The organism is Bradyrhizobium sp. SZCCHNR1093, assembly GCF_032381175.1.
Taxonomy (GTDB): Bacteria; Pseudomonadota; Alphaproteobacteria; order Rhizobiales; family Xanthobacteraceae; genus Bradyrhizobium.
This window is the reverse complement of sequence record NZ_JAUHJJ010000001.1, coordinates 605,335-630,114: the sequence shown is the minus strand read 5'-3', so window position 1 is coordinate 630,114 and position 24,780 is coordinate 605,335. Positions and strand designations below refer to the sequence as shown.

The window sequence follows — 24,780 nt, the reverse complement described above, 5'->3', positions numbered from 1 at the left end:
GAACACCGGCTGGATACAGACGTTTGCATGCAAAATTTATCAGTTCGGGGCGCGGCTGCGCTCAGAATGTCGGCGTTCTCTTCTCTGCAAACGATCTCATGCCCTCCTGGATTTCTGCGCCGCTCATGCTGTCCCGATGCCTGCGGCGAGCCGCCGCATCGTCGAGGGCTCCGCGCGCAAACTCGTTGATGGCGCGCTTCATGCCGCGCATGGCCTGCGGGGCGTTGCCGGCCAGAATGGCCGCCAGCCGGTCGACCTCCGCGTCGAGCGCATCGGCCGTCGCCACACCGGTGAGATAGCCGATGCGCAGCATCTCAGCCGCGTTGATCTTCTCCGCCGTCAGGAACAGACGCTTGGCATTGTCGATACCAAGGCGGGACACGTAGCGCTTGATGCCATTCGGGTAGTAGTGCAGCCCGAGCCGCGCCGCCGGCATGAACATCTCGCTGGTATCGACCCCGATCCGGAAATCGCAGGCCAGTGCCAGATCGGTCGAACCGCCGTAGACCCCGCCGTTGAGCCGGCAGATCGTTGGCAGAGCGAGGTCTTCCAGCCGGTCGACGACCTCTTCGAATGCCGGGCTGGAAGCCTCGGCCGTATCCGCCGGCGTTGCGCCGATGGCGCCAAGGTCGAAGCCGGCGCTGAAGGCGCGTCCGGTGCCGGTCAAGACCAGCACGCGCAAGGCGGGGTCGGCCTCGACCTGGTCGAACAGCGCCAGCAGCGCGCCGAGATCCTCCGGCTGCAGCCGGTTGAGATGGCGCGGACGGTTGAGCCGAATGGTGGCGCGGGCGCCGTCGATGGTCAGGAGCGGCTTGCTCGGCGCGTCATCGGCCTGGGTGGTCCGTCCGGTCGTCATGTCCTGTTCTCCATGGTTCGGCGCTTGGCCTCGGCATCGATGCTCTGCGCCAGATCGGGGTGGCGTGCCATCAGCACGCGGAAATCGACGAGGTCGAGGACCAGCAGCTTCGACAGCCCGGTCGTGCTGATGTCGGCCGAGCGCAGGTTGTTCCCGAGCAGCGCCATCTCGCCAAAGAACGCGCCCTCGCCGAGCCGGACCTTCTTGCCGGGAAGGTCGACCTCGACCTCGCCGGAGGCGATGAAATACATGCAGCCGCCCGGCTCGCCCTTGCGGATCACGGTGGCGCGCGGCGGCACGTCGATGGTGCGCAGCATCTGCGCAACGTCGGCGATCGTGGAGGGCCCGAGGCTGGCGAAGAACGGTACCCTGCTGACCGATTCCCAGGTCTTCAGAAAGTTGTCGCGCCGGGTTTCCGCGGCGAAGGCGGTGGGCAGGATGCCGGTCCACAGGCCGAACACGCCGAGGCCGGAGATCATCACCGTGGCGGCGACCACCCGCCCGAGCGGCGTGATCGGCACCACGTCGCCATAGCCCGTGGTGGTGAGGGTCGCGACGGCCCACCATAGCGCGGACGGGATGGTGCCGAAGGTGGCCGGCTGCTCGTCGTGCTCGAGCGCGTATTCGGCGACCGATCCGAGAAACAGCACCAGCAGGAACAGCACCAGCACCGACAGCAGCGGGCGTGCTTCGACCACGAGCACCCGGCGGAGTTGGCGTAGGCCCGGGACGCCGGGGATCACCTTGAGCACCCAGATGACCGCCAGCAGCCACGCGGTGCGTACCTCCATGCCCGAGGCCAGCGCGACCGGAACGGCAAGGACGGAGAGCGTGTCCAGCAGCCCCCGGCCCGACATCAGGTAGGCGGCGGCGCGATACGCCCGCGCCGCCTGCTGAACCCGAACGGCCCATTCGACGACGAAAAAGACAAGGCATCCCCACAGCAGGGCGATGATCCAGCGCCGTCCAGCCTCGTAGGCCGGGTCCATCGTCAACAGCACCGTGGCGCTCATGCCGAGCGCCACGGCCACATAGGCCGCTCTGGTCATGTTGCGTCCGGCCAACGCGGTGACGAATGCCGCCAGGGCAGGGTGCTGCGGTTTGGTCATGGGCGGCGGGCGTCAGTCGCTGGTCTCAGAGCCGCAGGAGATCGCGGCGGCGTCAAGGTGCCCCGATCGGGGAAATCCCGTCAACGATGCGGGTCGGTCGGTTGGGCAGCGTCATCCGGCAGGTCTAGCCGTTCTACTTCGAGCGGGGAATTTTTCCGTGCCGGCTCAAATACCGGTTCAAACGTCGTCTGATCGCCGTATATCAGAGGCCGGCATGGACACGCTAAATTAGGCAAAAGGAGGCCGGAACCGAGCGTCCGCCCTCCTGCGTCCCAAGAGTCTGGTTGATCCCGATGGATACCTCACACCTGGTCGAACATGCGGGCGCCGCCGGCAGCCTCTTCGCCTCGATCTTCGTGGTCGCCACGCTGTCGATGCGGACGATGATTCCGCTGCGGGTTTTCGCCATCCTCACCAACATCGTCCTGATCGCGACTGCGGTGCCGATGCACAACTATCCGGTCCTGATCCTGCACGGGGTGCTGCTGCCACTCAACAGCTACCGGCTCCACCAGATGCTGCAGCTGGTCCGCGACGTGAAGCAGTCGGTCAACAGCGACCTCTCCATGGAATGGCTGAAGCCGTTCATGACCGAGCGCAAATGCGGTCCCGGCGAGGTGCTGTTCTACAAGGACGAGAAGGCCGACAGCATGTACTACATCGTCAGCGGCCGCTTCCGCCTGGTCGAATCCGGTATCGAGCTGCCGGTCGGTGCGATCGTCGGCGAGTTCGGCATGATCTCGCCGTCCAATACGCGCACGCAGACACTGGAATGCGTCGAGGGCGGCCTGATCCTGTCGGTCTCCTACGACCAGGTCGAGCAGCTCTACGTCCAGAACCCCGCCTTCGCCTTCTACTTCCTGCGCCTCGCCAGCGCCCGGCTGTTCCAGAACATCGAAACGCTCGAGCGGCGTCTGGCGCAACAGACCACCGCGCCGGCGCCCGTCGCCAAGCCGGCGTGATCCGGGAGCCTGAAGCCCAGTGAAAAGCGTCCGGTCCTCGCTGCGATATCTCTTCGCTGACGTCATCGGCGGCGACGATGGCGAGCCGCCTTTTCTGCCTCAGGGCCTTCCTGACGCCGCCGTGCCGGCGGTGAGCGATGGCATCCATCTGCTGATGGAGTATCAGGGCGCGAGCTACGCGCAGCTCTATGTCGATCGCATCAAGCGGTTCGTGCGCAGATCGAACGTCGATGCCGGCATGCTGTCCGAGATCGCGCAGCTGCTGGCCGCCCGCATGGCCTATGAGGATCCGATCCGGATCGCCCAGCTCAGATTGATCAGCCTCGACATGGGGCGGCGCCCGGGGGGGCGCGAGAGCGACGACGTCAGGAGGTTCCGCCTCGACGAGCTGATCGGTGCGCTGCCGCAAGCCGTGGCGGAATCGTTGCTGGCAGTCTTCGAGCAGATCGGCTGGCTGGGTCGGCGCCGGGTCAAGGTCCGCTTTTCGGTCCGATCGCGGCTCGCCGTTCGCCGCCTCAAGCTGATGGCCGGCCTGCGGCGCTGGCGGCTGCAGTCGGTGCGCTATGGCGAGGAGCGCGCCTGGGCCGAGCGGTGGCTGCACATGATCGCGCGCGCGCTGGACAAGCAGCCTGCGGCGGCGCCCGCCGTGATCGCGACGGCGACCATGATCCAGGGGCAGGGCGACGGCTACCGGCAGGGTCTCGCCGATTGGCATGCCATCATCGATGGCCTGGCCAAGCCCACCTTCGATGGCGTCCTGCCGATCTCGGATCTTGCCTCCGCCATCGCCGAGGCGCGCGCCGTTGCGCTGGCAGAGCCGGGACAGGGGGCGCTGAAGCGGACCATCGCGCAGATCCGGGCGAGGGCGCTCTCAGTGCCGAAGGCCAACGCCGCGGAATGACGCCGCCGCAGCGACGGTTGCCGCGGCGTGGGTAACCTTACCCCCGGCGGGATTGCCGCGAAGAGTAGCAGGGTGCGATTTGAAGTTCCCTTTCGCGTGCAATTCGCTACCGGAGATGTCATAAGCGTCGCATACGCGTCGAATTGGCCGGGTATTCTCATCAGATTGCGCTGAACGCCTCCAGTTCCCCGTGCGTCCAAGGTTGGGTTCCAAGGGTCAGTCGTAGCGAGAGCGTCAGCTTTGTCTTTTCCCTCTTTGTCGTCGCAGGTTCCGGTTGGTGCGCTGGTCGGCTGGATGCTGCTGCTGACCTTCAAGCACATCATTGGCGACTTCGTGCTGCAGAACGCCTGGATGGCCTATGGCAAGGACCAGCGGAAGGGCTGGGCGCTGCCGCTGTTGGTGCACTGCCTGATCCATCTCGCCGTCGCCATGGTCCTGATCCTGATCGTCGCGCCGAGATTCTGGTTCGTCGCCGTGATCGACTTCGCCATTCACATCACCATCGATCGCCTGAAGGGCATCTGCTCGTCGCGGTTCGGCATGAATACCGAGCACCCCTGGTTCTGGACCCTGATCGGCGTCGATCAGGCGCTGCATCACCTCACCGGCTTCGGGCTCTCGATCTTCATGGCCGCGAACGGCTGAGCCCGGCCACGGCGCGTCTCGGCGCACCGGCCGCGGCAGCCCCCGTGTCAAGCCGGGGGTGGGACGACCGTTCGGTTTGGTTAACCGACCGTTAGCGATTCGCGCTGCATCGTCGCGGCATGGCAATCAAACCGATGCTTCAAAGCCGCGATGCGTTCGAGAGCGATTCGTGCCCGGTCGGCGACGAGCTGCTCGGCGAGCTCTACCGTGCCGACGCCAACGGGCTGCCCGCGCTGGTCGAGAGCGTGTCCGCCGATGTGAGGGCCATGCTGGCGCTGTTCTGCTACAGGCGCACGCATCTTCACCCGCTGGCGCTTGCGATTGCATCCACCTGCAGCGAGCAGGACCTGTCGCAGTTCGGCGGCCGGGTCGGATCGGCGCTGTATGCGCAATCCCGCGGGGGCCGGGCGGGTCCGGCCAGCACGACCTCGAGCCGCAAGCCGATCTCGCTGTCGACCAAGCCGCTCTCGGTGATGAAGCCGTTCGAGGACGATCTCGACGACAGCCCCGAGCCGGTCATGGCCTGACTTCCCGTCTTCCTCGCCTTTGGCTCAGGCGAGCACTTGCAGCCCGAACTTGCGTCGGGCCATCGCGCATTCGGCGTCACCGGGCATGCAGGTCCGGCACACCTCGGGGCGGATCGCGTAGATCCGGCACGCGACGGAACGCGCGATTTCGCCATCGAGCGCGCAGCAGCGGTCGCCGTCGCAGCGCATGCCCGACAGCCGCTCGTTGACCAGCTCCGCCGGGATGAGGTCGAGCGCGGCATCTTCCTCGATGGTGAAGCGCGGCCAGTTCGACGAATAGGCGCAGCACGCGCCGCAGCTCTGACAGGGGCTGACGTCAAGGTCATCGGGCATCGGTTCAGACATCCTTGGGAACCTCCCACACCAGGCTGCGCCGCCATTTGGCGCGCAGCGCCTCGCGCCTTTCCGGATATTTGTCGTCGAGATAGTCCGCCTCGACGACACGGTCGGTCCTGAAGCTGCGGAAGTCGTGGCGCAGCTCGCACCAGGCGGCGAGGATGCGGACGGCGTCATGATAGCCGATCGCGATCGGCCAGATCACGCGCTCGCTGTCGCGGCCCTGCTCGTCGCGATAGCGCAGCCTGATCTTGCGGCCCTCGTGGATCTGCGAGCGTGTGCGCGCCATGTCGATGTGGTCCGGCTCGCGCATCCACGGCCGCGGGGCGCGACTCGCCGGCTCCAGCACGAACGGCCGCAGCCGCTCCGGCACGGTGTCGGCGATCTTGGCCATCAGGTCCTCCGCCGCGCGCGCCAGCACCGGGTCGGCATTGACCGCGACCCATTGCGCCCCGAGCACCGCCGCCTCGATCTCGTCCGGCGTCAGCATCAAGGGCGGCAGATCGAAACCTTTCTCCAGGATGTAGCCCATGCCGGCCTCGCCGCGGATCGGCACGCGCTGGCCGATCAGGGTGGCGATGTCGCGATAGATCGTGCGCTTCGACGTCTCGAGCTCGGCCGCGATCGCATCCGCCGTCAAGGGGCGGCGCGTGCGTCTCAGCACCTGGATGATCTGGAATAGCCGGTCGGCGCGTCTCATGGTGTGTCCTGCATGGGCGAGCACCCCCGCCGATGCTGACAGGATGCTGGCAGCAGCCTGTCCTTATACCGGGTCAACAACGAGATTGAAGGGGTGATGTCGATGATGATGTTTTATGGCCTTGGCCTTGCCACCACGCTACTGCCGCTGCTGACACCATGGTGGCAGCAGCATGTTCGTAGCGTCCGGCGTCTGCTCAGGAAGTCGGGAGTGCTGTCATGATCACATTGTTCGGTTTGGGCGCGGGCTTCGGCCTGCCGGAGATCAGCCCCTTCGTCACCAAGACGGAGGTGCAATTGAAGATGGCGGGCCTCGCTTTTCGGAAGCAGCGGGCGATGCCGCCGGCCTCGCCGAAGGGGCAACTGCCCTTCATCGACGACGGCGGCGAGCTGATCGCCGATTCGACCTTCATCCGCGCCCATGTCGAGCGCAAATATGGCTTCGACTTCGATCATGGACTCGACGTGCGCGCGCGGGCGCAGGCCTGGGGGTTCGAGCGCATGATCGAGCATCACCTGTATTTCGCGCTGGTCGGAGCGCGCTGGGTCGATCCGGTCAACTTCGCCAAGGGGCCGGCGCATTTCTTCGACGGCGTGCCGGCCGACAAGCGCGAGAAGCTGCGCGAGGACGCGCAGTTTCGCGTCGCCGAGAACTATCTGATCTCCGGGCTCGGCCGCCATGCGCCGGACGAGGACGTCGATCTCGCAGCGCGCTCGCTGCGCGCGCTGTCGGTGCAGCTCGGCGACCGGCCCTATCTGATGGGCGACCGTCCGTGCGGCACCGATGCGACGGCGTTCGCCGTCATCGCCGGCATTCTCACCCCGTTCTTCGAATCCGAGCTGCGCCGGCGCACCGAAGGCTTTGCCAACCTCGTCGCCTATGCCGACCGGATGATGGCGCAGTATTACCCCGAGTTCGAGTGGGGCGGGGCAGCCGAGGCGGCGTGAGCTGATCAGTCGAGTCCGACTCACCGTCATTCCGGGGCAAGGCCGCAGGCCCTGAACCCGGAATCTCGATGTCGTCTTGCGTTCGTTGTTAACAATCTCGAGATTCCGGGTTCAATCGCCAGTGCGCCGCTGCGCACTGACGATTGCCCCGGAATGACTAACAAGCCAAAGGCGCGGCCCGCAGCGCGCAGGACCTAGGCGGAGGGCTTGCTCTCGCCCTTCAACTTCGCGAGCTCGGCCTCGAGCTCCGCGATGCGAGCATCGCGAACCGCCAGCGCTTCCGCGACGTCGGCCGCGTCGAACTTCTGCGGGATGTGCTGGGGGCAGTTGGTGTCCCACGCGCTGATCGTGAACAGGATGACCTGCTCGGGCCGCGCCTTGTAGCCTCCCGGCATCAGCGAGGCCGTCAGCGCGGCATCGTCCTCCACCACCCGCGCCGTCCCCCAGATCTTCACCCGGCGGCGATGCGCGTAGTCCATGATGAAGATGTAGGCGTGCGGGTTCTCCGACAGATTGCCCTGCGTGATGTATTGCCGATTGCCGCTGAAGTCGGCGAAGGCCAGCGTGTGGCTGTCCAGCACCTTGAGAAAGCCTTTCGGTCCGCCGCGATGCTGGATGTAGGGCTGGCCGTCGGCCGAGGCGGTCGCGAGATAGAAGCTCGTGGCCTCGGCGAGGCGGCCGGCGAGATCGGCGTCGACCTGGTAGCGCCAGCCGCGGCTCTGCTCCAGATGCGCGTAGCTGTCGCGCGACCCCTTGCGCGCCTGGATCGCCTTCGCGGCGGGTGAGAACATGACATCTGCGGGCGCTTGGGCGGCCGTCTGGGTCATGGCGATGACTCCCTATCCATGTGGCGGCAACTGCCGCCGTCCCGACTATATGGCCCGGAACGCCCACGGAAATAATCGGGGCAGTTGACACTTGATCATTGCAAATGCTGCAATGATCGGATGGACCGCATCGACGCCATGCAGGCCTTCGTCACTGTTGCCGAGCTCAACGGCTTTGCGCCCGCGGCGCGCCGGCTCAAGCTGTCGCCGTCTGCCGTGACTCGCCTGGTCGCCGGCCTCGAGGCGCATCTCGGCGTCCGTCTGCTGCAGCGGACGACGCGGTCGGTGACGCTGACCGATTCCGGGCGGCGCTATCTCGAGCGCGCCCGGCGCATCTTGGCCGATTTGGAGGAGGCGGAGCTGGCCGCCGAGAGCGAACGGCTGCAGCCGGTCGGACGCCTCGTGGTCTCGGCGCCGGTTGGCTTCGGTCGCCTCCATGTCGGTCCGGTCATGTCGGCCTATCTGAGCCGCTACGGCGACGTCTCGGGCGAGCTGCGTCTCGATGACCGCACGATCAACCTGGTCGAGGACGGAATCGATTGCGCCGTTCGCATCGGCCATCTCGGCGATTCCTCGCTGGTGGCCCGCCAGGTCGGGAGCATGCGACGGATCGTGGTCGGCGCGCCGGCCTACTTCAAAGCACATGGTGAGCCACGGACGCCGGAGGTGCTGGCCAAGCACCAGACCATCCAGTTCGGGCCGGCGGCGGACTGGCGCTTCGTGAAGGACGACAAGGAGCTGCGGATCGCAATCAGCCCGCGTCTCGTCACCAACAATGCCGATGCGGCGATCCAATATGCCGAGGCCGGGGGCGGGGTGACGCGGGTGCTGGCCTATCAGGCCGCGGACGCGCTGCGCGGCGGCCGTCTCAAGCGCGTGCTGGGGAAATACGAGCCGCCGCCGCTGCCGATCCACATCGTGTTTCCGAGCTCGCGCCTGCTCTCCGCCAAGGTCCGCGCCTTCATCGATCTGGTGACGGAAAGCTGCGACTGGCGCTTCGGCTGAGGCGCGTTGCCGTCACTCCTTCTTCGGCACCACGCGGAAGGTCGCGTTCGCACGCGCGATCACGGCGTCGTCGGCCAGCACCAGGCTCTGGACGAAGCAGACGGTGCGGCCGCTCTTGATGACATCGCTCTCGACGCAGAGCCACTGCCCTGTCCCGGCGCTGCCGATGTAGTCGACCGCGAGGTTGATCGTCACCAGCGACGCCTCCCAGCCCAGCGCCTGGGCGCAGCTATAGCCCATCGCATTGTCCGCCAGCGATGCGATCAGCCCGCCATGGATCAGCCCGCGCGAATTGGTGTGCGGCGTGGCGAGCCGCAGGCCGAGGATGACGGCCTTGTCGGTTTTCTTGGCGTAGAGCGGCTCCCAGGGATCGGTGAACGGGCTCTTGCGGAAATGCGGTTCGAATCCGGCGGGGACGCTGCTCATGCGTGTCTCGATCGTTGCTGGCGATGTCCGCAGTCAACGACATCAGCGCGGATTTTGCACCGCCTACAAAGTTTCAAACGTCTTTTGCGCGGGCGTTTGACACGTTGCGCATCGGATGCACGGGATGGGCCGCGCGCGATGTCGCAGGGCGTCCGGTGCGGCCCTGCGGCAATTTCGTGGTGCGATGCTCCCGCCGTGCAATTTCGGGTGCAGGCGAGATCCTTAACGTGTTAATGAAATGGCCATGTGCCTGCAACTTTCGTCTGCCAGACTTGCGCTGGCGGGCGCGATAGGCTCCGCTTGGCGCGTGCACTGGTGGCCAACCTGCCGCCGTGCTTGCAATGATGCTTATATGCTATAACAATGAAGCAAAGGGCCCTCGAAGGCCCCCTGATGGAGGAGACGATCCCGATGAGGAAGACGCTTCTGGCGTTGGCTCTGGCCGCCGGTGTGACCCCCGCGCTCGCGCAGGACAAGACATTCGAATTGAAGATCTCGCACTGGGTGCCGGCGAGCCATCCGCTGCAGAAGGCGCTGGAGGACTGGGCCGCGTCGGTCGAAAAGGCCTCGGGTGGCACCATCAAGGGCAAGGTGTTCCCGGCCCAGCAGCTCGGCAAGGCCTTCGACCATTACGACATGGCGCGCGACGGCATCGCCGATGTCACTTATGTGAATCCCGGCTATCAGCCCGGCCGTTTCCCGATCATCGGCGCCGGCGAGTTGCCGTTCCTGATTTCCGACGCCAAGGGGGGCTCGGAAGGTTTGGACGCGTGGTATCGCAAATATGCCGAGAAGGAGATGAAGGACGTCAAGTACTGCCTCGCCTTCGTCCACACGCCGTCGGCTTTCCACACCCGCACCAAGAAGGTCGTCGTGCCCGACGACGTCAAGGGCATGAAGATCCGCCCGGCCGATGCGACGATCGCCAATTTCGTCACCCTGCTCGGCGGCACCAATGTGCAGTCGTCGGCACCGGAAGTGCGCGACATCATCGAGCGCGGCGTCGCTGATGGCGTCACCTTTCCGGCGGGCTCGCTGGTGCTGTTCGGCGTCGACAAGGTCACGAAGTACCACATGGATGCGCCGTTCTACGTGACGACCTTCGTCTTCGTCATGAACAAGGACAAGTACAACCAGATGTCGGCGACGCAGAAGAAGGCGATCGACGACAACTGCAACACGGAAGCCGCCGGCCGGGTCGGCGAGCCCTGGGGCAAGTTCGAGGACGCCGGCGTCGACAAGATCAAGGCCGAGTCCGGCCAGGAGGTCTACAAGCTGTCGCCGGAGCAGACCGCCTTGTGGAAAAAGGCCTCCGAGCCGCTGTTCAAGACCTGGGCCGATGGCGTCAAGAAGACCGGCGTCGACGCCGAGGCCGCCATGACCGAGCTGAAGGCCTCGCTCGCCAAGTACAAGGCGCTGGCGCAGTAGCGATCGAGATCATCGCAGATGCCGCGCCTCCCGCCTCATTCCGATGGATGCGGCAACAGGCGCGCCCTCGACGCGCGCTCCTCACCCCAACTCTCTCCCCGCATCCGCCTTCGCTCTTCGAGCTACGGCGGACAAGAGCGGGGCGAGGGGGCCCACCGCCTGCTGAGCAACAGCTCGCGCTCAATCTTCAGGTTTACGACTAAGATCAAACGGGGACGCCATGCAGCGCGCCTTCATGGACCGGATCATCGACGGGATCGAGTGGATCGCCGCGTTCTTCGTCGGCATCGTCGCGCTCGACATCTTCCTGTCGGTGCTGCTCCGCAACACGCTGAACTATTCGATCCCCGATTCCTTCGACATCGGGCGGATGCTGCTCGGCATCCTGATCTTCTGGGGCATCGCCGCGACATCGTACCGCGGCACCCACATCACCGTGGATCTGATCTGGGGCAATGTCGGCCCGCGCTATCAGCGCTGGATCGACATCTTCGCAACGCTGGTGCTGCTGTTCGTCGTCACGGTGCAGACCTGGACCCTGTTCGACAAGGTGCGCGGCACCTATGAGGACAACGTCCTCACCTTCGATCTGCACATGCCGACCTGGCCGTTCTTCGCCATCGCCTGGATCGGCGACGTCTCGGCGGTGCTCCTGATCGCGATCCGGACCTATCGTCTGATCTTCCATCCCGAGGAGATTCATGACCCTCACATCAAGCCCACGGAGTAGCGCCGCATGAGCACGGATGCGGTTGCCGTCATCGGCTTCGTTGCGCTGTTTGCGCTGATGCTGCTGCGCGTGCCGGTGGGCATGGCGATGGGACTCGTCGGCGTGTCGGGCTTCGCCTATCTCGTCAACGGCACGGCCGCGTTGAAGCTGGTCGGCCAGACCTCGATGCGCACGGTCACGGACTACACGTTCGGCGTGATCCCGATGTTCCTGCTGATGGGAACGTTCGTGTCCAACTCGGGCATGAGCCGCGAGCTGTTCCGCGCCGCCAACGGCTTCGTCGGCCATCTGCGCGGCGGGCTCGGCATCGCCACGGTCGCGGCCTGCGGCGGCTTCGCCGCGATCTGCGGCTCGTCGGTGGCGACCGCCGCGACGTTCTCGGCCGTGGCCTATCCGGAGATGCGCCGCTTCGGCTATCCGCAATCCTTCGCCACCGGCGTCATCGCCGCCGGCGGCACGCTCGGCGCGATGCTGCCGCCCTCCACCGTGCTCGCCGTCTACGGCATCATCACCGAGCAGGACATCGGCAAGCTGTTCATCGCCGGCATCATCCCCGGCCTGCTCGCCATGACCATGTACATGATCACCATCACGGTGATCGGCCGCGTCCGGCCGGATTTCCTGCCCAAGGGCGAGGCGCTGCCCTGGAGCGAGCGTATCAAGGGCCTCAAGGGCATCTGGGCGCCGATGCTGCTGTTCCTGTTCGTGATCGGCGGCCTCTACGGTCTCCCCTTCCTGCCGCGCTTCACGCCGACCGAGGCCGGCGGCGTCGGCGCCACCGGCGCGTTCCTGATCGGCGTGTTCACGGGACGGCTGAACAAGGACAAGATCCTGGCCTCGCTGCTGCAGGCCACGCGCACCGCGGCGGCCGTGTTCACGGTGCTGATCGGCGCCTTGATCTTCGGCTACTTCCTGACGGTGACGCAGACGCCGCAGAAGGTGACCGAATTCCTCACCGGTCTAGGCCTCGGGCCCTACGGGGTGCTGGCGCTGATCATGGTGATGTATCTCGTCCTCGGCTGCCTGATGGACGCGATGGCGATGATCATCCTGACCGTGCCGATCATCTTCCCCGTCATCTCCCATCTCGGCTTCGATCCGATCTGGTTCGGCGTTATCATTGTGATGACCGTCGAGCTCGGCCTGATCCATCCGCCGGTCGGCATGAACGTGTTCGTGATCAAGAGCGTGGTGAAGGACGTGTCGTTCTCGACGATCTTCAAGGGCGTGCTGCCGTTCGTCGCGACCGACCTGATCCGGCTGGTGATCCTGATCGCCTTCCCGCTGCTCGCCACCTGGCTGCCGCAACAGATGATGAACCGCTGATGACAGCGCCCATCCTCGACACCCGCTACGTCTTCACCCTCACCGTCATGATCGGCGAGGTGACCTCCGCCGGCGAGACCGGCATCGGCGTGCGCCGGATCATTCCGATCCATGGCGGCGAGGTGAAGGGGCCGGGCCTCGCGGGTGAAGGCATCAGCGGCAAAATCTGCAACTTCGGTGCCGACTTCCAGATCATCCGTCCCAACGAGCTGATCGATCTCGAAGCGAAGTATGCGTTCGAGACCGACGATGGCGCCACCATCTACGTCGAGAACCGCGGCATCCGCTTCGGGCCGGTCGAGCTGCTGCAGAAGCTCAAGCGCGGCGAGCCTGTCGATCCCAAGCTGATCTACTTCCGCACCCACCCGCGGTTCGAGACAGGCCATCAGAAATATCGCTGGCTGACGGAGCGCATCTTCGTCGGCTCCGCCGCGCGGCATCTGGACCGCGTCATCGTCGACGTGCACATGGTGTCGTAGGCGACGCTCTGCCGTGGAAGGACTGTGGGCCGCTCTTCTGTGCGGCGCGATCACGTACGGGGTGGCGCCGCTTGGGGCCTCATGGTTCGAGACGCGCCGCGAGCGGCGCTCCTCACCATGAGGGTTGAGATCTCGCGACGAAATCAGCCCTCGTCCTGAGGAGCCCGCCGGAGGCGGGCGTCTCGAAGGACGGTGGAGGGCACACTGCCGCTGCACGCGATCGTTAAATGCGATCGCCCCCCTCTTGCGGAAGAGGGGGGCTGAGATGTGAAGGCAACGATGTCCAGGCGAGACGAAATGCTTAGTCCTCGTCGTCCCAATCCGAAGCCCTGCGGTAGCCGTGGTCGCAATTGCGATCGCGGTGAGCCGGCACGTAACTGTAGCCCTCGTCGCCGTAGCCGTCATACGCCGCATCGCGATAGTGGGAGCGGTATTGGTAGTGGGGCCGGTATTGGTATTGGGAGCGGTAGACCGGCGCAGGCTCATACGCTTGCGCTTCCGACGCCAGCGCGCCGCCGATGAGAGCTCCGACGAGCAGGCCGCCGATCAGCGCCCCATTGCGTCCGTCGTGCGCCTGGGCTGGCGCCGAACCGGCGAACAGGGTTGCGGTCACGGCGAGAGCGGCGATGCCGCCTGCGAGAGATGTCTTCAGCGAAACCATGGTCCCCTCCATTGGGAAGTGTGGTGACGTTCTACATGGCGCGCTTTGAAGCCGTGCTGAATGCGACGTTGTCGGCCGTTCATCTGCGAAGCCGCCAGCCTTTGCGGGCCGGAGCGCCCCTTGCGAGCATCAGCAGCCGTTTGGCGTTGGATGACGATGGGACGTCGCCACGGAGAGCGAAGCACTGTCTGGCGATGCCATACGGCGCTTCAGGAAGTCAGAAAAATACTTGCGCATTTCCGAAAAACGTGATTGTATCACCCCATCCCGTCCCAAGCCGAGGGGCGTTGCGCGCGATCGTCACGACACGCGGGGCGGGGAGCGGTGGCCGCGATGATGCCGCAGCGTGTCTTCGGATGCGTGGACGAACGGCATGGCGCGGACGCGAAGTCGTGTGGTCCTGACCTCCCGGTGCCGAGGTCAAGCGCGCGACGAGGGCGTTGCCCTCGCGCGGGCGACGGGGTCAAGTCAGCCGGTCCCCGGGGAGAGCACGAAGCAAGCGTGAGAACCATCGCGCAGGGAAGGCCGGGTGAGTCCGGCTGCACCTGTGGTACCTGCCGCCTGCATTTTTTTTCGCAGGCGGGCCGCAGGCGTCAGTCGGCGCCTGGCCTTCCCTGCGCCCTCTGCACAAGAGGGGGATGACCATCAGCAAGCCCCGGGCGTGATTCCGCCGCGGGAATGCCGCATCATGTCATTTGCCTTTGCACCGACCCGCCTTACGATGAGCCGCGCACCGCATCGGATAGTTCATGCCGGCGCCACTCATTTTGCATCGCACAACACGATGTTCGGCGCCGCTTATTGACTCCCGTCGAGATCGTTATAAAACATAACTATTCTGAACAGGACACAATCAAGCGATGGGAAACGCCGACACCGCCACGCCAGCGGGCGATCCGTCTCTGCTGCAGATCGAGCAGCAGGGCGCCGTCCTGACGATCGGGCTCAACCGCCCGGCCAAGCGCAATGCGCTGAATGACGGCATCATCCTCGCCATCGGCGATTGCTTCACCAGCCTGCCTGAAGACGTCCGCTGCGTCGTGATCCACGGCATCGGCGACAATTTCTCCTCCGGCCTCGATCTCTCCGAATTGCGCGAGCGCGACGCGACCGAGGGCCTGGTGCATTCGCAGATGTGGCATCGCGTGTTCGACCGCATCCAGTACTGCCGGGTGCCGGTGATCGCCGCGCTGAAGGGCGCCGTCATCGGCGGCGGCCTCGAACTCGCCTGCGCCGCGCATATCCGTGTCGCCGAGCCGTCAGCTTACTTCGCGCTGCCCGAAGGCCAGCGCGGCATCTTCGTCGGCGGCGGCGGCTCCGTCAGGTTGCCGCGCCTGATCGGCGTCGCCCGCATGATGGACATGATGCTGACCGGACGGGTCTATTCGGCGACCGAAGGCTCGTCCTACGGCTTCGCGCAATATCTCGTCGAGGTCGGCGCCTCGATGACCAAGGCGATGGAGCTGGCGGCGAAGATCGCGAACAACGCGCCGCTGACGAATTTCGCGGTGCTGCAGGCGCTGCCGATGATCGCGGAGGCCAATCCGCAGACCGGCCTGCTGATGGAATCGCTGATGGCAACCGTCGCGCAGAGCGACAAGGAGGCCAAAAATCGCATCCGCGCCTTCCTCGATCACAAGACCGCAAAAGTGAAGCCGACGTGACATGACCGCACAAACAATAACAAGCACACAGGGAGGAACGGACAACACGGCGCGCACCGCCAGTGTTCATCCGTTGCGCGCGATCTCGTTCAACGACCCTGCCGTCACGGTCGACCGCCGCGACGACGGCACCATCTATCTCCGGCCGAAGCAGCCGCTCGGCGACTATCCGCAGCGGATCACCGACCGGCTGCATCACTTCGCCAAAGCCACGCCTGAGCGCGTGTTCATGGCCGAGCGCGTCGGGCCCGAGGGCTGGCGCGAGCTGACCTATGCCACGCTGCTGGCGGCGAGCCGGCACATCGCGTCGGGGCTGCTCGCGCGCGGGCTGTCGCCGGACCGGCCGGTGATGATCCTGTCGGGCAATTCGATCGACCATGCGCTGGTCGCGTTCGGCGCGCTCTATGCCGGCGTCCCGTTCTGCCCGGTGTCGCCAGCCTATTCGCTGGTGTCACGCGACTATGGCAAGCTCGCTTATCTGATGAAGCTGCTGACGCCTGGCCTCGTCTTCGTCGACGACGCCGACAAGTTCGCCGACGCGCTCGTCGCCAACGTGCCCGAGGGCACCGAGATCGTAGCGTCGTTCGGCTCGGTGCCGGGCCGCAAGATCACGATGCTCGCCGATCTGATCGCATCGCCGCTGTTCGGAGGCCTCGACGCCGCCCATGACAAGATCGGCCCCGACACGATCGCGAAGTTCCTGCTGACCTCGGGCTCGACCGGCAACCCGAAGGCCGTGATCAACACCCAGCGCATGATCTGCGCCAACCAGGTGATGATCCGCGAGACGCTGGCGTTCCTGAAGGACGAGCCGCCCGTCATCATCGACTGGCTGCCCTGGAATCACACCTTCGGCGGCAACCACAACATCGGGCTGACGCTGTTCAATGGCGGCTCGATGTATCTCGACCAGGGCAAGCCGGTGCCGGGCGGGATCGAGGAGACCGTGCGAAACCTGCGCGAGATCTCGCCGACGGTCTATTTCAACGTCCCCAAGGGCTACGAGTCGCTGCTGCCCTATTTCCGCGAGGACGCGGCGTTGCGGAAGTCCTTCTTCCAGCGGCTGCATGCGATGTTCTTCTCCGGCGCCGCGCTGGCGCCGCATGTCTGGAACGAGCTCGACGAGCTCTCGGTGGCCGAGACCGGCACCCGCGTGCCGATGCTGACGGGCCTCGGCTCGACCGAGACCGCACCGTTCTTCATGTCGGTCAATCCGCGCACCAGCCGCTCCGGCCATGTCGGCCTGCCGGTGTCGGGCAACGAGGCCAAGCTCGTGCCCAACAACGGCAAGATGGAGGTGCGGGCCAAGGGGCCGAACGTGACGCCGGGCTATTGGCGCCTGCCTGAGGTCTCGGCCGCGGCCTTCGATGACGAAGGCTACTACAAGATGGGCGACGCGCTGAAGCCCGTCGATCCCGACGACTTCAATGCCGGCTTCGACTTCGACGGCCGTGTCGCCGAGGACTTCAAGCTGGCGTCCGGCACCTGGGTCTCGGTCGGCCCGTTGCGGGCGCGCTTCGTCGCGGCCTGCGCGCCGCTGGCGCGCGACGTGATCATCGCCGGCATCAACCGCGACGAGATCGCTGCCATCGTCGTGCTCGATCCCGACGGCTGCCGGCTGATCAACGCGACCTTGCCGTTCGACGATCTCGCCGCCACGGCGGCCGATCCGCTGATCATCGAGGCCTTCCGTGAGCGCTTCGCAAAATTCCTGCAGACCGCGACCGGCTCGTCGACGCGCATCACGCGCGCCGTCCTGCTCGGCGTGCCGCTGTCGATCGACAAGGGCGAGGTCACCGACAAGGGATCGATCAACCAGCGCGCCGTGCTGGAGCACCGCAAGGACCTGATCGAACGCATCTACGCCGCGACGCCGGACGACGACATCATCATCGCCGGTTGATCGACGCATCCAAGGGAGAAAACGACATGTTGTTGAAGGATCAGGCCGCCATCGTCACCGGCGGCGCTTCCGGCCTCGGGGCCGCCACCGCCCGCAAGCTCGCTGCCCAGGGCGCCAAGGTCGCCGTGTTCGATCTCAATGCCAAGCTGGCCGAGGAGGTCGCCGCCGAGATCAAGGGCGTGGCCGTGGTCTGCGACGTGTCCGATGCCGCCGGCGCGGAAGCCGCCGTCGCCAAGGCGGTCGAGGCGCTCGGCCAGCAGCCGCGCGTGCTGGTGAACTGCGCCGGCATCGGCGTCGCCAAGCGCGTCGTCGGCCGCGACGGTCCGATGCCGCTGGCCGATTTCGAGAAGGTCATCAAGGTCAACCTGATCGGCTCGTTCAACATGCTGCGTCTGGTCACCAACGGCATGACCAAGCTGGAGCCACAGGCGACCGGCGAGCGTGGTGTCGTCATCAACACCGCCTCGGTCGCGGCCTATGACGGCCAGATCGGACAGTCCGCCTATTCGGCCTCGAAGGGCGGCATTGTCGGCATGACCCTGCCGATCGCGCGTGAGCTCGCACAGTTCGGCATCCGCGTGCTGACCATTGCGCCCGGCCTGTTCCTGACGCCGCTGCTCGCCAACCTGCCGCAGGAGGCCCAGGACTCGCTCGCCGCCGCGATCCCGTTCCCTCGCCGCCTCGGTCACGCCGATGAGTTCGCAGCACTTGCGCTGCACATGGTCGAGAACGCCTATCTGAACGGCGAGGTCGTCCGCCTCGACGGCTCGCTGCGCATGGCGCCGAAGTAAGTGCATCGTCATTGCGAGAAGCGAAGCGACGACGTGTCCGCCGAAGCCCATCGGGCGAAGGCGGAAGCAATCCAGAGTCCCGACCCGGCCCTGGATTGCGTCGCTTCGCTCGCAATGACGGAGAGAATCGTAGGGTGGGCAAAGCGCAGTGTGCCCACCGATCGCGACAACGGTGGGCACGGCGCTGCACGCCCTTGCCAACCCTACCGGCCGCCATTCGCGCTGTAGCGAGGTTCACACTCGATGTTCGTTCACCGCCGCGACGTGCAGATCCAGTGGGGCGACTGCGATCCCGCCAACATCGTCTACTACCCGCGCTATTTCGCGATGTTCGACGATGCGACCTCTGTCATGTTCGAGGCGGCCGGGTTTTCCAAGCAGGACATCGTCCGCCGCTACGGCCTGGTCGGGATCCCCATGGTCGACACCCGCGCCAAGTTCTACATCCCCTCCACCTATGGCGACTGGATCACGATCGAGAGCCGGATCGAGAGCATCAAGCGCTCCTCGTTCGACGTCACCCACAAGGTGTTCAAGGGCGAGGCGCTGGCGCTCGAGGGGTTCGAGACCCGGGTGCTGGTCGGGCGCGATCCGGTTGACCCGGACAAGCTGAAATCGGCGCCTTTTCCAGAGGAGATGCGGGCCAAGTTTCTCGAGGACTGACGCGCGGCATTGGGTGCGACATGCGGCCGTCTTAAGGATGAATCGTCGTCGTGCTTTGGTCGACTGGTGAGAGGTGATCTTCTCGTGTTCAATGCTATGATCACGTTTGGACACGCATCGGCCGGCCGAGATGGAAGACGCCCCTGTCGGGGCGGGACTGCAAACAGGATCGGCGGATCACGAGCTGAACCGAAAAGATTGAGGGAGGATTTTATGAGGAAGGCCTATCTGGCGGCGGCTGGCGTCATCGCGATGCTGGCATCAGCGCCGGCGCTGGCGCAGACCAGCGAGATCACCATCGGCATCACCACGACCACGACGGGGCCGGGCGCGGCGCTCGGCATCCCCGAGCGCAATGCGCTCGAGTTCGTGCCGAAGGAGATCGGCGGCGTGCCGCTCAAGGTGATCGTGCTCGACGACGGCGGCGATCCGACCACGGCGACGACGAATGCGCGGCGCTTCGTGACGGAGTCGAAAGCCGACATCATCATGGGCTCGGCGCTGACGCCGCCGACCATCGCGGTCTCCAACGTCGCCAATGAAGCCGGCATTCCGCATTTCGGCCTGGCGCCGTTCCCGGTCACGCCCGAGCGCACCAAATGGTCGGTGGTGATGCCGCAGCCGGTGCCGATCATGGGCAAGGTGCTCTACGAGCACATGAAGGCGCACAACATCAAGACCGTCGGCTACATCGGCTATTCCGATTCCTACGGTGACCTCTGGTTCAACGACCTGAAGAACCAGGCGGTGCCGATGGGCATCACCATCGCCGACGAGGAGCGTTTTGCACGTCCGGACACGTCGGTCACCGGCCAGGTGCTGAAGCTGGTCGCTGCCAATCCGGATGCCATCCTGGTCGGCGCCTCCGGCACCGCGGCGGCGCTGCCGCAGACCGAGTTGCGCGAGCGCGGCTATACCGGCCTGATCTATCAGACCCATGGTGCTGCGAGCATGGACTTCATCCGCATCGCCGGCAAGGCAGCGGAAGGCGTGATCATGGCCTCGGGTCCGGTGATGTCGCCGGAGACGCAGGACGACAGCGCGCTCACCAAGAAGCCGGGCATGGAGCTCAACAAGGCCTATGAGGGCAAATATGGCCCGAACAGCCGCAGCCAGTTCGCCGGCCACTCGTTCGACGCGTTCGAGATCCTCAAGCGCGTGATTCCGGTGGCGCTGAAGACCGCCAAGCCCGGCACGCCGGAGTTCCGCGAGGCCATCCGCCAGGCGCTGCTGACCGAGAAGGACCTGGCGGCCTCGCAGGGCGTCTACAACTTCACCGAAAAGGACCGCTCCGGCCTCGACGACCGCGCCCGCATCATCCTGACCGTGAAGGACGGAAAATACGTCCCGGCGAAGTGAGATCGCGGACCATAGCAAGATCAGGAAAGGCCGGCTCGGTGAGCCGGCCTTTCGGCCATCAGGAGCATGACTTTTAGAGTTTTTGCCGGAAAGCCCGCCATGATCCCTGCGCCCACTGGAGCCACCCGGCTGCACATCATCATCGGCGATCCCATCGCTCAGGTGCGCGCCCCGGCGGGCGTCAGCCAGGCCTTTGCCGATCGCGGCAGCGATGCGATCTTGGTCGCGGTGCAGGTTGCGCCGGCTGATCTCGCCGACTTTCTGGCGACGATGACCCGCGTGAAGAATCTCGACGGCATCGTCGCGACCATTCCGCACAAATTCGCCTGCTATCGCGCCTGTGCAACCGCAACCGAGCGCGCGCGTTTCATCGGCGCCGTGAACCTGATGCGCCGCAGCCCGGACGGCGGCTGGCATGGCGACATGGTCGACGGTCTCGGCTTTGTCGGTGCTGCGAAAGCTGGGGGATTTGATCCCAATGGTGCGCGTGCCCTGCAAATCGGCGCGGGTGGTGCCGGCTCGGCGATTGCGCTCGCACTGATCGATTCCGGCGTGCGCGAGCTTGCCATTCACGACAGCGATGCCGGACGCCGCGATGTGCTGATCGCGCGCCTCAACGAGCGGGGCAAAGGCCGCGCCGTTGTCGGCTCGATGAACGCAACAGGCTTCGACATGGTTGCCAACGCCACGCCGGCAGGCATGCAGCCCGGCGATCCTCTGCCGGTCGATATGACGACCGTCAGCCCGTCGGCCTATTGCGGCTGTGTCATCACCCGGCCCGAGGTCTCGCCCTTCATCGCCGCTGCGCGCCAGCGCGGCTGCCTGACGGCGACCGGCACCGACATGTACCGGGCGCTGGAGCGCGTGATGGTCGATTTCCTGCTGTCGAAGGAGGCGCCCTCCTGAAGCAGCGCCTCACCCCATCGACATCAGGCTCAGCTCGCGGCCGTCTCGGCAAAGCCGAGATAGCTCGCCGCCACGCGCTCGTCGGTGGCGATCTCGCTGGCCTTGCCGTTGAGCACGAACTCGCCCAGCTCCATGACATAGGCGCGATCGGCGACGTTCAGCGCGGCCTTGGCGTTCTGCTCGACCAGCAGCACCGAGACGCCTTCCTGGCGCAGCTTGGCGACGATCTCGAAGATGCCGGCGACGATGATCGGCGCGAGGCCCAGGCTCGGCTCGTCCAGCATCAGCATCTTCGGCGCGCCCATCAAGGCACGGCCCATCGCCAGCATCTGCTGCTCGCCGCCGGAGAGCGTGCCGGCGAGCTGCTTGCGCCGCTCCTTCAGCTTCGGAAACAGCGTGTAGACGTGCTCGAAGCCGCGTGCGGCGTGCGCCTTCGACATTCTGAAAGCGCCGAGCTGCAGATTATCCTCGACGTTCATGGTGGCGAACAGCTCGCGATGCTCCGGCACCAGACAGAGACCGCGCGCGACGCGGTCCTCGATCTCCAGCCGGGCCATGTCCTCGCCGAGGAACGCGACGCGGCCCTTCAGCGGAAACACGCCCATGATGGCACTGAGCAGCGTGGTCTTGCCGGCGCCGTTGGCGCCGATGATGGTGACGATCTCGTTCTCGGCGACGGTGAGCGAGACCGAGCGGACCGCCTCGACCTTGCCGTAGGAGACGTGGGCGTCGGTGACTTCCAGCAGCGTGCTCATGCGGTGGCTCCGAGATACGCCTTGATGACCTCGGGATTGGTCTTGATCGCGGCTGGTGTGCCCTCGGCGATCTTGGTGCCGAAATCGAGCACCACGATGCGGTCGGCGAGGTCCATGACAAATCCCATGTCGTGTTCGACCAGCAGCACCGACATGCCGCCGGCGCGGAGGTCGCGCAGCAGCGCGCCGAGGCGCTGCTTCTCCATGTGGCGCAGGCCCGCGGCCGGTTCGTCGAGCAAGAGCAGCATCGGATCGACGCACAGCGCGCGGGCGATCTCGACGATGCGCTGCTGGCCCAGCGACAACGAGCCGGCGAGCTGGTGCATCTGGTCGCCGAGCTCGACGCGCTCGATCTGGCGCGCGGCCTCGGCGAGCAGCTTGGCTTCGTCGCCGCGGTCGAGCCGGAACATGCTGGAGAGCGCGCCGGAGTGGCCGCGCAGATGCGCGCCGATCGCGACGTTCTCCAGCACCGTCATGTCCGGCACCAGCTTGACGTGCTGGAAGGTGCGGGAAATGCCGAGCTTGACGACGTCCTGCGGCGGGGCGTTGCCGATGGCCTTGCCGAGCACCGCGATGTTGCCGGAGGTCGGCGGCAGCACGCCGGTGATCAGGTTGAAGGTCGTGCTCTTGCCGGCGCCGTTGGGACCGATCAGCGCCACGATTTCGCGGGCCTGGACGTCGAACGAGACGTTGTTGACCGCGACCACGCCGCCGAACTGTTTGCGCGCGTTGTCGACCTGCAGCAGCACGCTGGGGGACGTTGCGGCGCGCACGCGGGCCGGCAGCTTGATCGTGGTGTCCGGCTTCTTGGCGACAGGCTTGAACGGCAGCCGCGCGGTCAACCACGGCCACAGGCCGGTCGGTGCGAGCTGCAGCAGGGCGACGAGGAGGATGCCGAACACGATGGTCTCGAGCTGGCCTTCGCCATGCAGCAGCAGCGGGAGGTAGCTCTGCAGCACCTCCTTCAGGATCACGACGATCGCCGCGCCGAGCACGCCGCCCCAGACATAGCCGGCGCCGCCGACCACGGCGACGAACAGATATTCGATGCCGGCCTGGGCGCCGAACGGCGTCGGGTTCACGGCGCGGGTGAAGTGCGCATAGAGCCAGCCGGACAGGCCGGCGAGCACGGCCGCGTAGATGAACACCAGGAGCTTGGCGCGCGGGGCGTAGACGCCGAAGGCCTCGGCGGCGATGTGGCCGCGGCGCAGCGCGCGGATGGCGCGGCCGGTGCGCGAGTCCAGCAGGTTCATGGTCAGCAGCGCCGAGATCAGCACGGCCGCCCAGATCGCGAAATAGATCGTGCCGGGATCGAGCATTCTGAGGCTCCCGATCGACAGCGGCGGGATGCCGGAAATGCCGTCATTGCGGCCGAGGAAGGCGAGCTTGCTGAACAGATAGAACAGGCCGAGGCCCCAGGCGAGCGTGCCAAGCGGCAGATAGTGGCCGGACAGCCTGACGGTGACGAGGCCGAGCAGAACGGCGGCGAGGCCGGACACCAGCAGCGACAGCGGCAGGGTCAGCCACGGCGATACGCCGTAATTGGCCGACAGCACCGCAGTGGTGTAGGCGCCGAAGCCCACGAAGGCGGCCTGGCCGAACGAGGTGAGACCGCCGACGCCGGTCAGCAGCACCAGGCCCATCGCGACCAGCGCGGAAAGACCGATATTGTCGAGCAGCACGATCCAGAACGGGGGCACGCCCGGGATGAACGGGATCGCCGCGACGAGGACGGCAAAGACGATGAGAGGCCAACGCTCGCGCACGGCTCAATCCTTCTCTTCTTCGACCGCGGGCGCGGCGAGCGAACGCAGCAGCAGAACCGGGATCAGCAGCGTGAAGACGATCACTTCCTTGAAGTTCGAGGCATAGAACGAGGAGAATGCCTCGACGATGCCGACCACCAGCGCGGCGACCGCGGTCAGGGGATAGCTGATCAGGCCGCCGATGATCGCGGCGATGAAGCCCTTGAGGCCGATCAGGAAGCCGGTGTCGTAATAGAGCGTCGTGATCGGGACGATCAGGATGCCCGAGAGCGCGCCGATGGTGGAGGCCAGGAGGAACGCGATCTGGCCGGAGAGCGTGGTGCGGATGCCGACGAGGCGGGCGCCGAGCCGGTTGACGGCGGTGGCGCGCAGCGCCTTGCCGTAAAGGGTCAGGCCGAAGAACAGCCAGAGGCCGACGATGAAGGCGACGGTGATGCCGTAGACCGCCATGCCCTGGCCGGTGAAGCGCAGCGAGCCGAGCGTGGCGCTGGCCGTGAGCAGCGTCGGGCCGCGCTGGCCCTCGGCGCCGAAGAACAGCAGGCCGAGGCCCTGCAGCGCCAGATGCACGCCGACCGAGGCGATCAGCAGCACCAGCACCGAGGTGTGGGCGAGCGGCTGGAACACGATCCGATACAACGACAGGCCGATGCTGGCGACGATCAGCAGCGACAGCACGAGGCTGACGCCGGCCGGCATGCGCTGATCGGCGGCCCACATCGTGGCGAGCATGACGACCACCGGGAAGGCGACATTGAGGCCGAAGGTGCGAAGGATCTTCGGCATGTGCAGCGTCTTGCGCATCGCATAGAGGTCGAAGGCAAAGGCCACCAGGCCGATCACGACGGCAAGCTTCGCGGTCCCCGGCGTGCGGCCGGCGGCGAGCGAGGCGTAGGTGAGGGCACCATAGGTGACGAATTCGCCCTGCGGGATCAGGATCACCCGGGTGACGGCAAACACCAGCACGAGCGCCAGCCCGAGCAGCGCGTAGATCGCGCCATTGGTAATGCCGTCCTGCAACAGGAACAGCAAGATCGTTGTGTTCAAGACAGGACGCTCCCCCTCTGTGGTGACCGGGCGCGGCCGGCGCCCTGCGCCATCCACCGGTCTT

Annotated in this window: 26 protein-coding genes; 16 read left to right on the top strand and 10 right to left on the bottom strand. The window is 65.9% G+C overall.

The window, feature by feature from the left end:
• Nucleotides 1-61: 61 nt before the first annotated feature.
• Both QX070_RS03045 and QX070_RS03040 read right to left on the bottom strand, forming a co-directional pair.
• Complete coding sequence (locus QX070_RS03045; protein ID WP_315734764.1) at nt 62-856, bottom strand: enoyl-CoA hydratase/isomerase family protein; 795 nt, start codon at nt 854-856, stop codon at nt 62-64.
• A complete protein-coding gene (locus QX070_RS03040; protein WP_315734761.1) occupies nt 853-1,965 on the bottom strand; it encodes a cyclic nucleotide-gated ion channel in 1,113 nt (370 codons plus the stop codon). The genes QX070_RS03045 and QX070_RS03040 overlap by 4 nt, the downstream gene beginning before the upstream one ends.
• Before the next feature lie 293 nt (nt 1,966-2,258).
• Here QX070_RS03040 and QX070_RS03035 point away from each other — a divergent pair, with 293 nt between their 5' ends.
• The 4 genes from QX070_RS03035 (at nt 2,259) to QX070_RS03020 (ending at nt 5,000) form a co-directional block, all read left to right on the top strand.
• Nucleotides 2,259-2,927, top strand: coding sequence for a cyclic nucleotide-binding domain-containing protein (locus QX070_RS03035; RefSeq protein WP_315713745.1), 669 nt, complete (start codon nt 2,259-2,261; stop codon nt 2,925-2,927).
• 19 nt (nt 2,928-2,946) lie between these two features.
• On the top strand, nt 2,947-3,828 hold the full coding sequence (locus QX070_RS03030) for a DUF6537 domain-containing protein (protein WP_315734759.1): 882 nt from the start codon (nt 2,947-2,949) through the stop codon (nt 3,826-3,828).
• A 294-nt stretch (nt 3,829-4,122) separates the two neighbouring features.
• Nucleotides 4,123-4,473 carry a DUF3307 domain-containing protein gene (locus QX070_RS03025; protein ID WP_315735691.1) on the top strand — a complete coding sequence of 117 codons (351 nt, stop codon included), beginning with the start codon at nt 4,123-4,125 and terminating at the stop codon, nt 4,471-4,473.
• Nucleotides 4,474-4,607: 134 nt separating this feature from the next.
• Nucleotides 4,608-5,000, top strand: coding sequence for a hypothetical protein (locus QX070_RS03020; protein WP_315735689.1), 393 nt, complete (start codon nt 4,608-4,610; stop codon nt 4,998-5,000).
• 24 nt (nt 5,001-5,024) lie between these two features.
• On the opposite strand, the gene QX070_RS03015 is transcribed toward QX070_RS03020, so the two are convergent.
• Together QX070_RS03015 and QX070_RS03010 are read right to left on the bottom strand one after the other, a co-directional pair.
• Nucleotides 5,025-5,345, bottom strand: coding sequence for a YkgJ family cysteine cluster protein (locus QX070_RS03015; RefSeq protein ID WP_315734757.1), 321 nt, complete (start codon nt 5,343-5,345; stop codon nt 5,025-5,027).
• Nucleotides 5,338-6,036 (bottom strand): YafY family protein, encoded by a 699-nt coding sequence (locus QX070_RS03010; protein WP_315734755.1) that lies wholly within the window; start codon nt 6,034-6,036, stop codon nt 5,338-5,340. The genes QX070_RS03015 and QX070_RS03010 overlap by 8 nt, the downstream gene beginning before the upstream one ends.
• Before the next feature lie 218 nt (nt 6,037-6,254).
• Here QX070_RS03010 and QX070_RS03005 point away from each other — a divergent pair, with 218 nt between their 5' ends.
• Nucleotides 6,255-6,983: a glutathione S-transferase family protein gene (locus tag QX070_RS03005; protein ID WP_315734752.1), complete on the top strand. Its 729-nt coding sequence runs from the start codon at nt 6,255-6,257 to the stop codon at nt 6,981-6,983.
• Between the two features lie 194 nt (nt 6,984-7,177).
• Here the strand turns inward: QX070_RS03005 and QX070_RS03000 are convergent, their stop codons facing one another.
• Nucleotides 7,178-7,810 (bottom strand): pyridoxamine 5'-phosphate oxidase family protein, encoded by a 633-nt coding sequence (locus QX070_RS03000; protein WP_315734750.1) that lies wholly within the window; start codon nt 7,808-7,810, stop codon nt 7,178-7,180.
• A gap of 120 nt (nt 7,811-7,930) precedes the next feature.
• Here QX070_RS03000 and QX070_RS02995 point away from each other — a divergent pair, with 120 nt between their 5' ends.
• Nucleotides 7,931-8,815: a LysR family transcriptional regulator gene (locus QX070_RS02995; RefSeq protein WP_315734748.1), complete on the top strand. Its 885-nt coding sequence runs from the start codon at nt 7,931-7,933 to the stop codon at nt 8,813-8,815.
• Nucleotides 8,816-8,827: 12 nt separating this feature from the next.
• Here the strand turns inward: QX070_RS02995 and QX070_RS02990 are convergent, their stop codons facing one another.
• A complete protein-coding gene (locus tag QX070_RS02990; RefSeq protein ID WP_315734746.1) occupies nt 8,828-9,241 on the bottom strand; it encodes a PaaI family thioesterase in 414 nt (137 codons plus the stop codon).
• A gap of 411 nt (nt 9,242-9,652) precedes the next feature.
• On the opposite strand from QX070_RS02990, the gene QX070_RS02985 reads away from it, so the two are divergent.
• From QX070_RS02985 to QX070_RS02970, 4 genes are all read left to right on the top strand, one after another.
• Nucleotides 9,653-10,669, top strand: a complete 1,017-nt coding sequence (locus QX070_RS02985; RefSeq protein WP_315734744.1) for a TRAP transporter substrate-binding protein — start codon at nt 9,653-9,655, stop codon at nt 10,667-10,669.
• A 220-nt stretch (nt 10,670-10,889) separates the two neighbouring features.
• Nucleotides 10,890-11,399 (top strand): TRAP transporter small permease, encoded by a 510-nt coding sequence (locus QX070_RS02980; RefSeq protein WP_315734741.1) that lies wholly within the window; start codon nt 10,890-10,892, stop codon nt 11,397-11,399.
• Nucleotides 11,400-11,405: 6 nt separating this feature from the next.
• Nucleotides 11,406-12,725, top strand: coding sequence for a TRAP transporter permease (locus QX070_RS02975; protein ID WP_315734739.1), 1,320 nt, complete (start codon nt 11,406-11,408; stop codon nt 12,723-12,725).
• The gene (locus QX070_RS02970) at nt 12,725-13,204 is read left to right on the top strand and encodes a DUF3237 domain-containing protein (RefSeq protein WP_315734737.1); all 480 of its coding nucleotides are present in this window, start codon (nt 12,725-12,727) and stop codon (nt 13,202-13,204) included. Before QX070_RS02975 ends, QX070_RS02970 begins: the two co-directional genes overlap by 1 nt.
• A gap of 301 nt (nt 13,205-13,505) precedes the next feature.
• On the opposite strand, the gene QX070_RS02965 is transcribed toward QX070_RS02970, so the two are convergent.
• A complete protein-coding gene (locus QX070_RS02965; RefSeq protein WP_315734735.1) occupies nt 13,506-13,865 on the bottom strand; it encodes a hypothetical protein in 360 nt (119 codons plus the stop codon).
• Nucleotides 13,866-14,725: 860 nt separating this feature from the next.
• Between QX070_RS02965 and QX070_RS02960 the strand changes: the two genes are divergently transcribed.
• From QX070_RS02960 to QX070_RS02935, 6 genes are all read left to right on the top strand, one after another.
• Nucleotides 14,726-15,529, top strand: a complete 804-nt coding sequence (locus QX070_RS02960) for a crotonase/enoyl-CoA hydratase family protein (protein ID WP_315734732.1) — start codon at nt 14,726-14,728, stop codon at nt 15,527-15,529.
• Between the two features lies 1 nt (nt 15,530).
• Complete coding sequence (locus QX070_RS02955; RefSeq protein ID WP_315734730.1) at nt 15,531-17,432, top strand: feruloyl-CoA synthase; 1,902 nt, start codon at nt 15,531-15,533, stop codon at nt 17,430-17,432.
• 26 nt (nt 17,433-17,458) lie between these two features.
• On the top strand, nt 17,459-18,223 hold the full coding sequence (locus QX070_RS02950; RefSeq protein WP_315734728.1) for an SDR family NAD(P)-dependent oxidoreductase: 765 nt from the start codon (nt 17,459-17,461) through the stop codon (nt 18,221-18,223).
• Nucleotides 18,224-18,466: 243 nt separating this feature from the next.
• Nucleotides 18,467-18,886: a thioesterase family protein gene (locus QX070_RS02945; RefSeq protein WP_315734726.1), complete on the top strand. Its 420-nt coding sequence runs from the start codon at nt 18,467-18,469 to the stop codon at nt 18,884-18,886.
• Between the two features lie 213 nt (nt 18,887-19,099).
• Nucleotides 19,100-20,245 (top strand): ABC transporter substrate-binding protein, encoded by a 1,146-nt coding sequence (locus tag QX070_RS02940; protein ID WP_315734724.1) that lies wholly within the window; start codon nt 19,100-19,102, stop codon nt 20,243-20,245.
• A 99-nt stretch (nt 20,246-20,344) separates the two neighbouring features.
• Nucleotides 20,345-21,151, top strand: coding sequence for a shikimate dehydrogenase (locus QX070_RS02935; protein WP_315734722.1), 807 nt, complete (start codon nt 20,345-20,347; stop codon nt 21,149-21,151).
• Between the two features lie 29 nt (nt 21,152-21,180).
• Here the strand turns inward: QX070_RS02935 and QX070_RS02930 are convergent, their stop codons facing one another.
• The 3 genes from QX070_RS02930 to QX070_RS02920 are packed head-to-tail and all read right to left on the bottom strand — an operon-like array spanning nt 21,181 to nt 24,716.
• Nucleotides 21,181-21,906: an ABC transporter ATP-binding protein gene (locus QX070_RS02930; RefSeq protein WP_315734720.1), complete on the bottom strand. Its 726-nt coding sequence runs from the start codon at nt 21,904-21,906 to the stop codon at nt 21,181-21,183.
• Entirely contained in the window at nt 21,903-23,672 is a 1,770-nt protein-coding gene (locus tag QX070_RS02925; RefSeq protein ID WP_315734718.1) for a branched-chain amino acid ABC transporter ATP-binding protein/permease, read from the bottom strand. The genes QX070_RS02930 and QX070_RS02925 overlap by 4 nt, the downstream gene beginning before the upstream one ends.
• Nucleotides 23,673-23,675: 3 nt before the next feature.
• On the bottom strand, nt 23,676-24,716 hold the full coding sequence (locus QX070_RS02920) for a branched-chain amino acid ABC transporter permease (protein ID WP_315734716.1): 1,041 nt from the start codon (nt 24,714-24,716) through the stop codon (nt 23,676-23,678).
• Nucleotides 24,717-24,780: the final 64 nt, after the last annotated feature.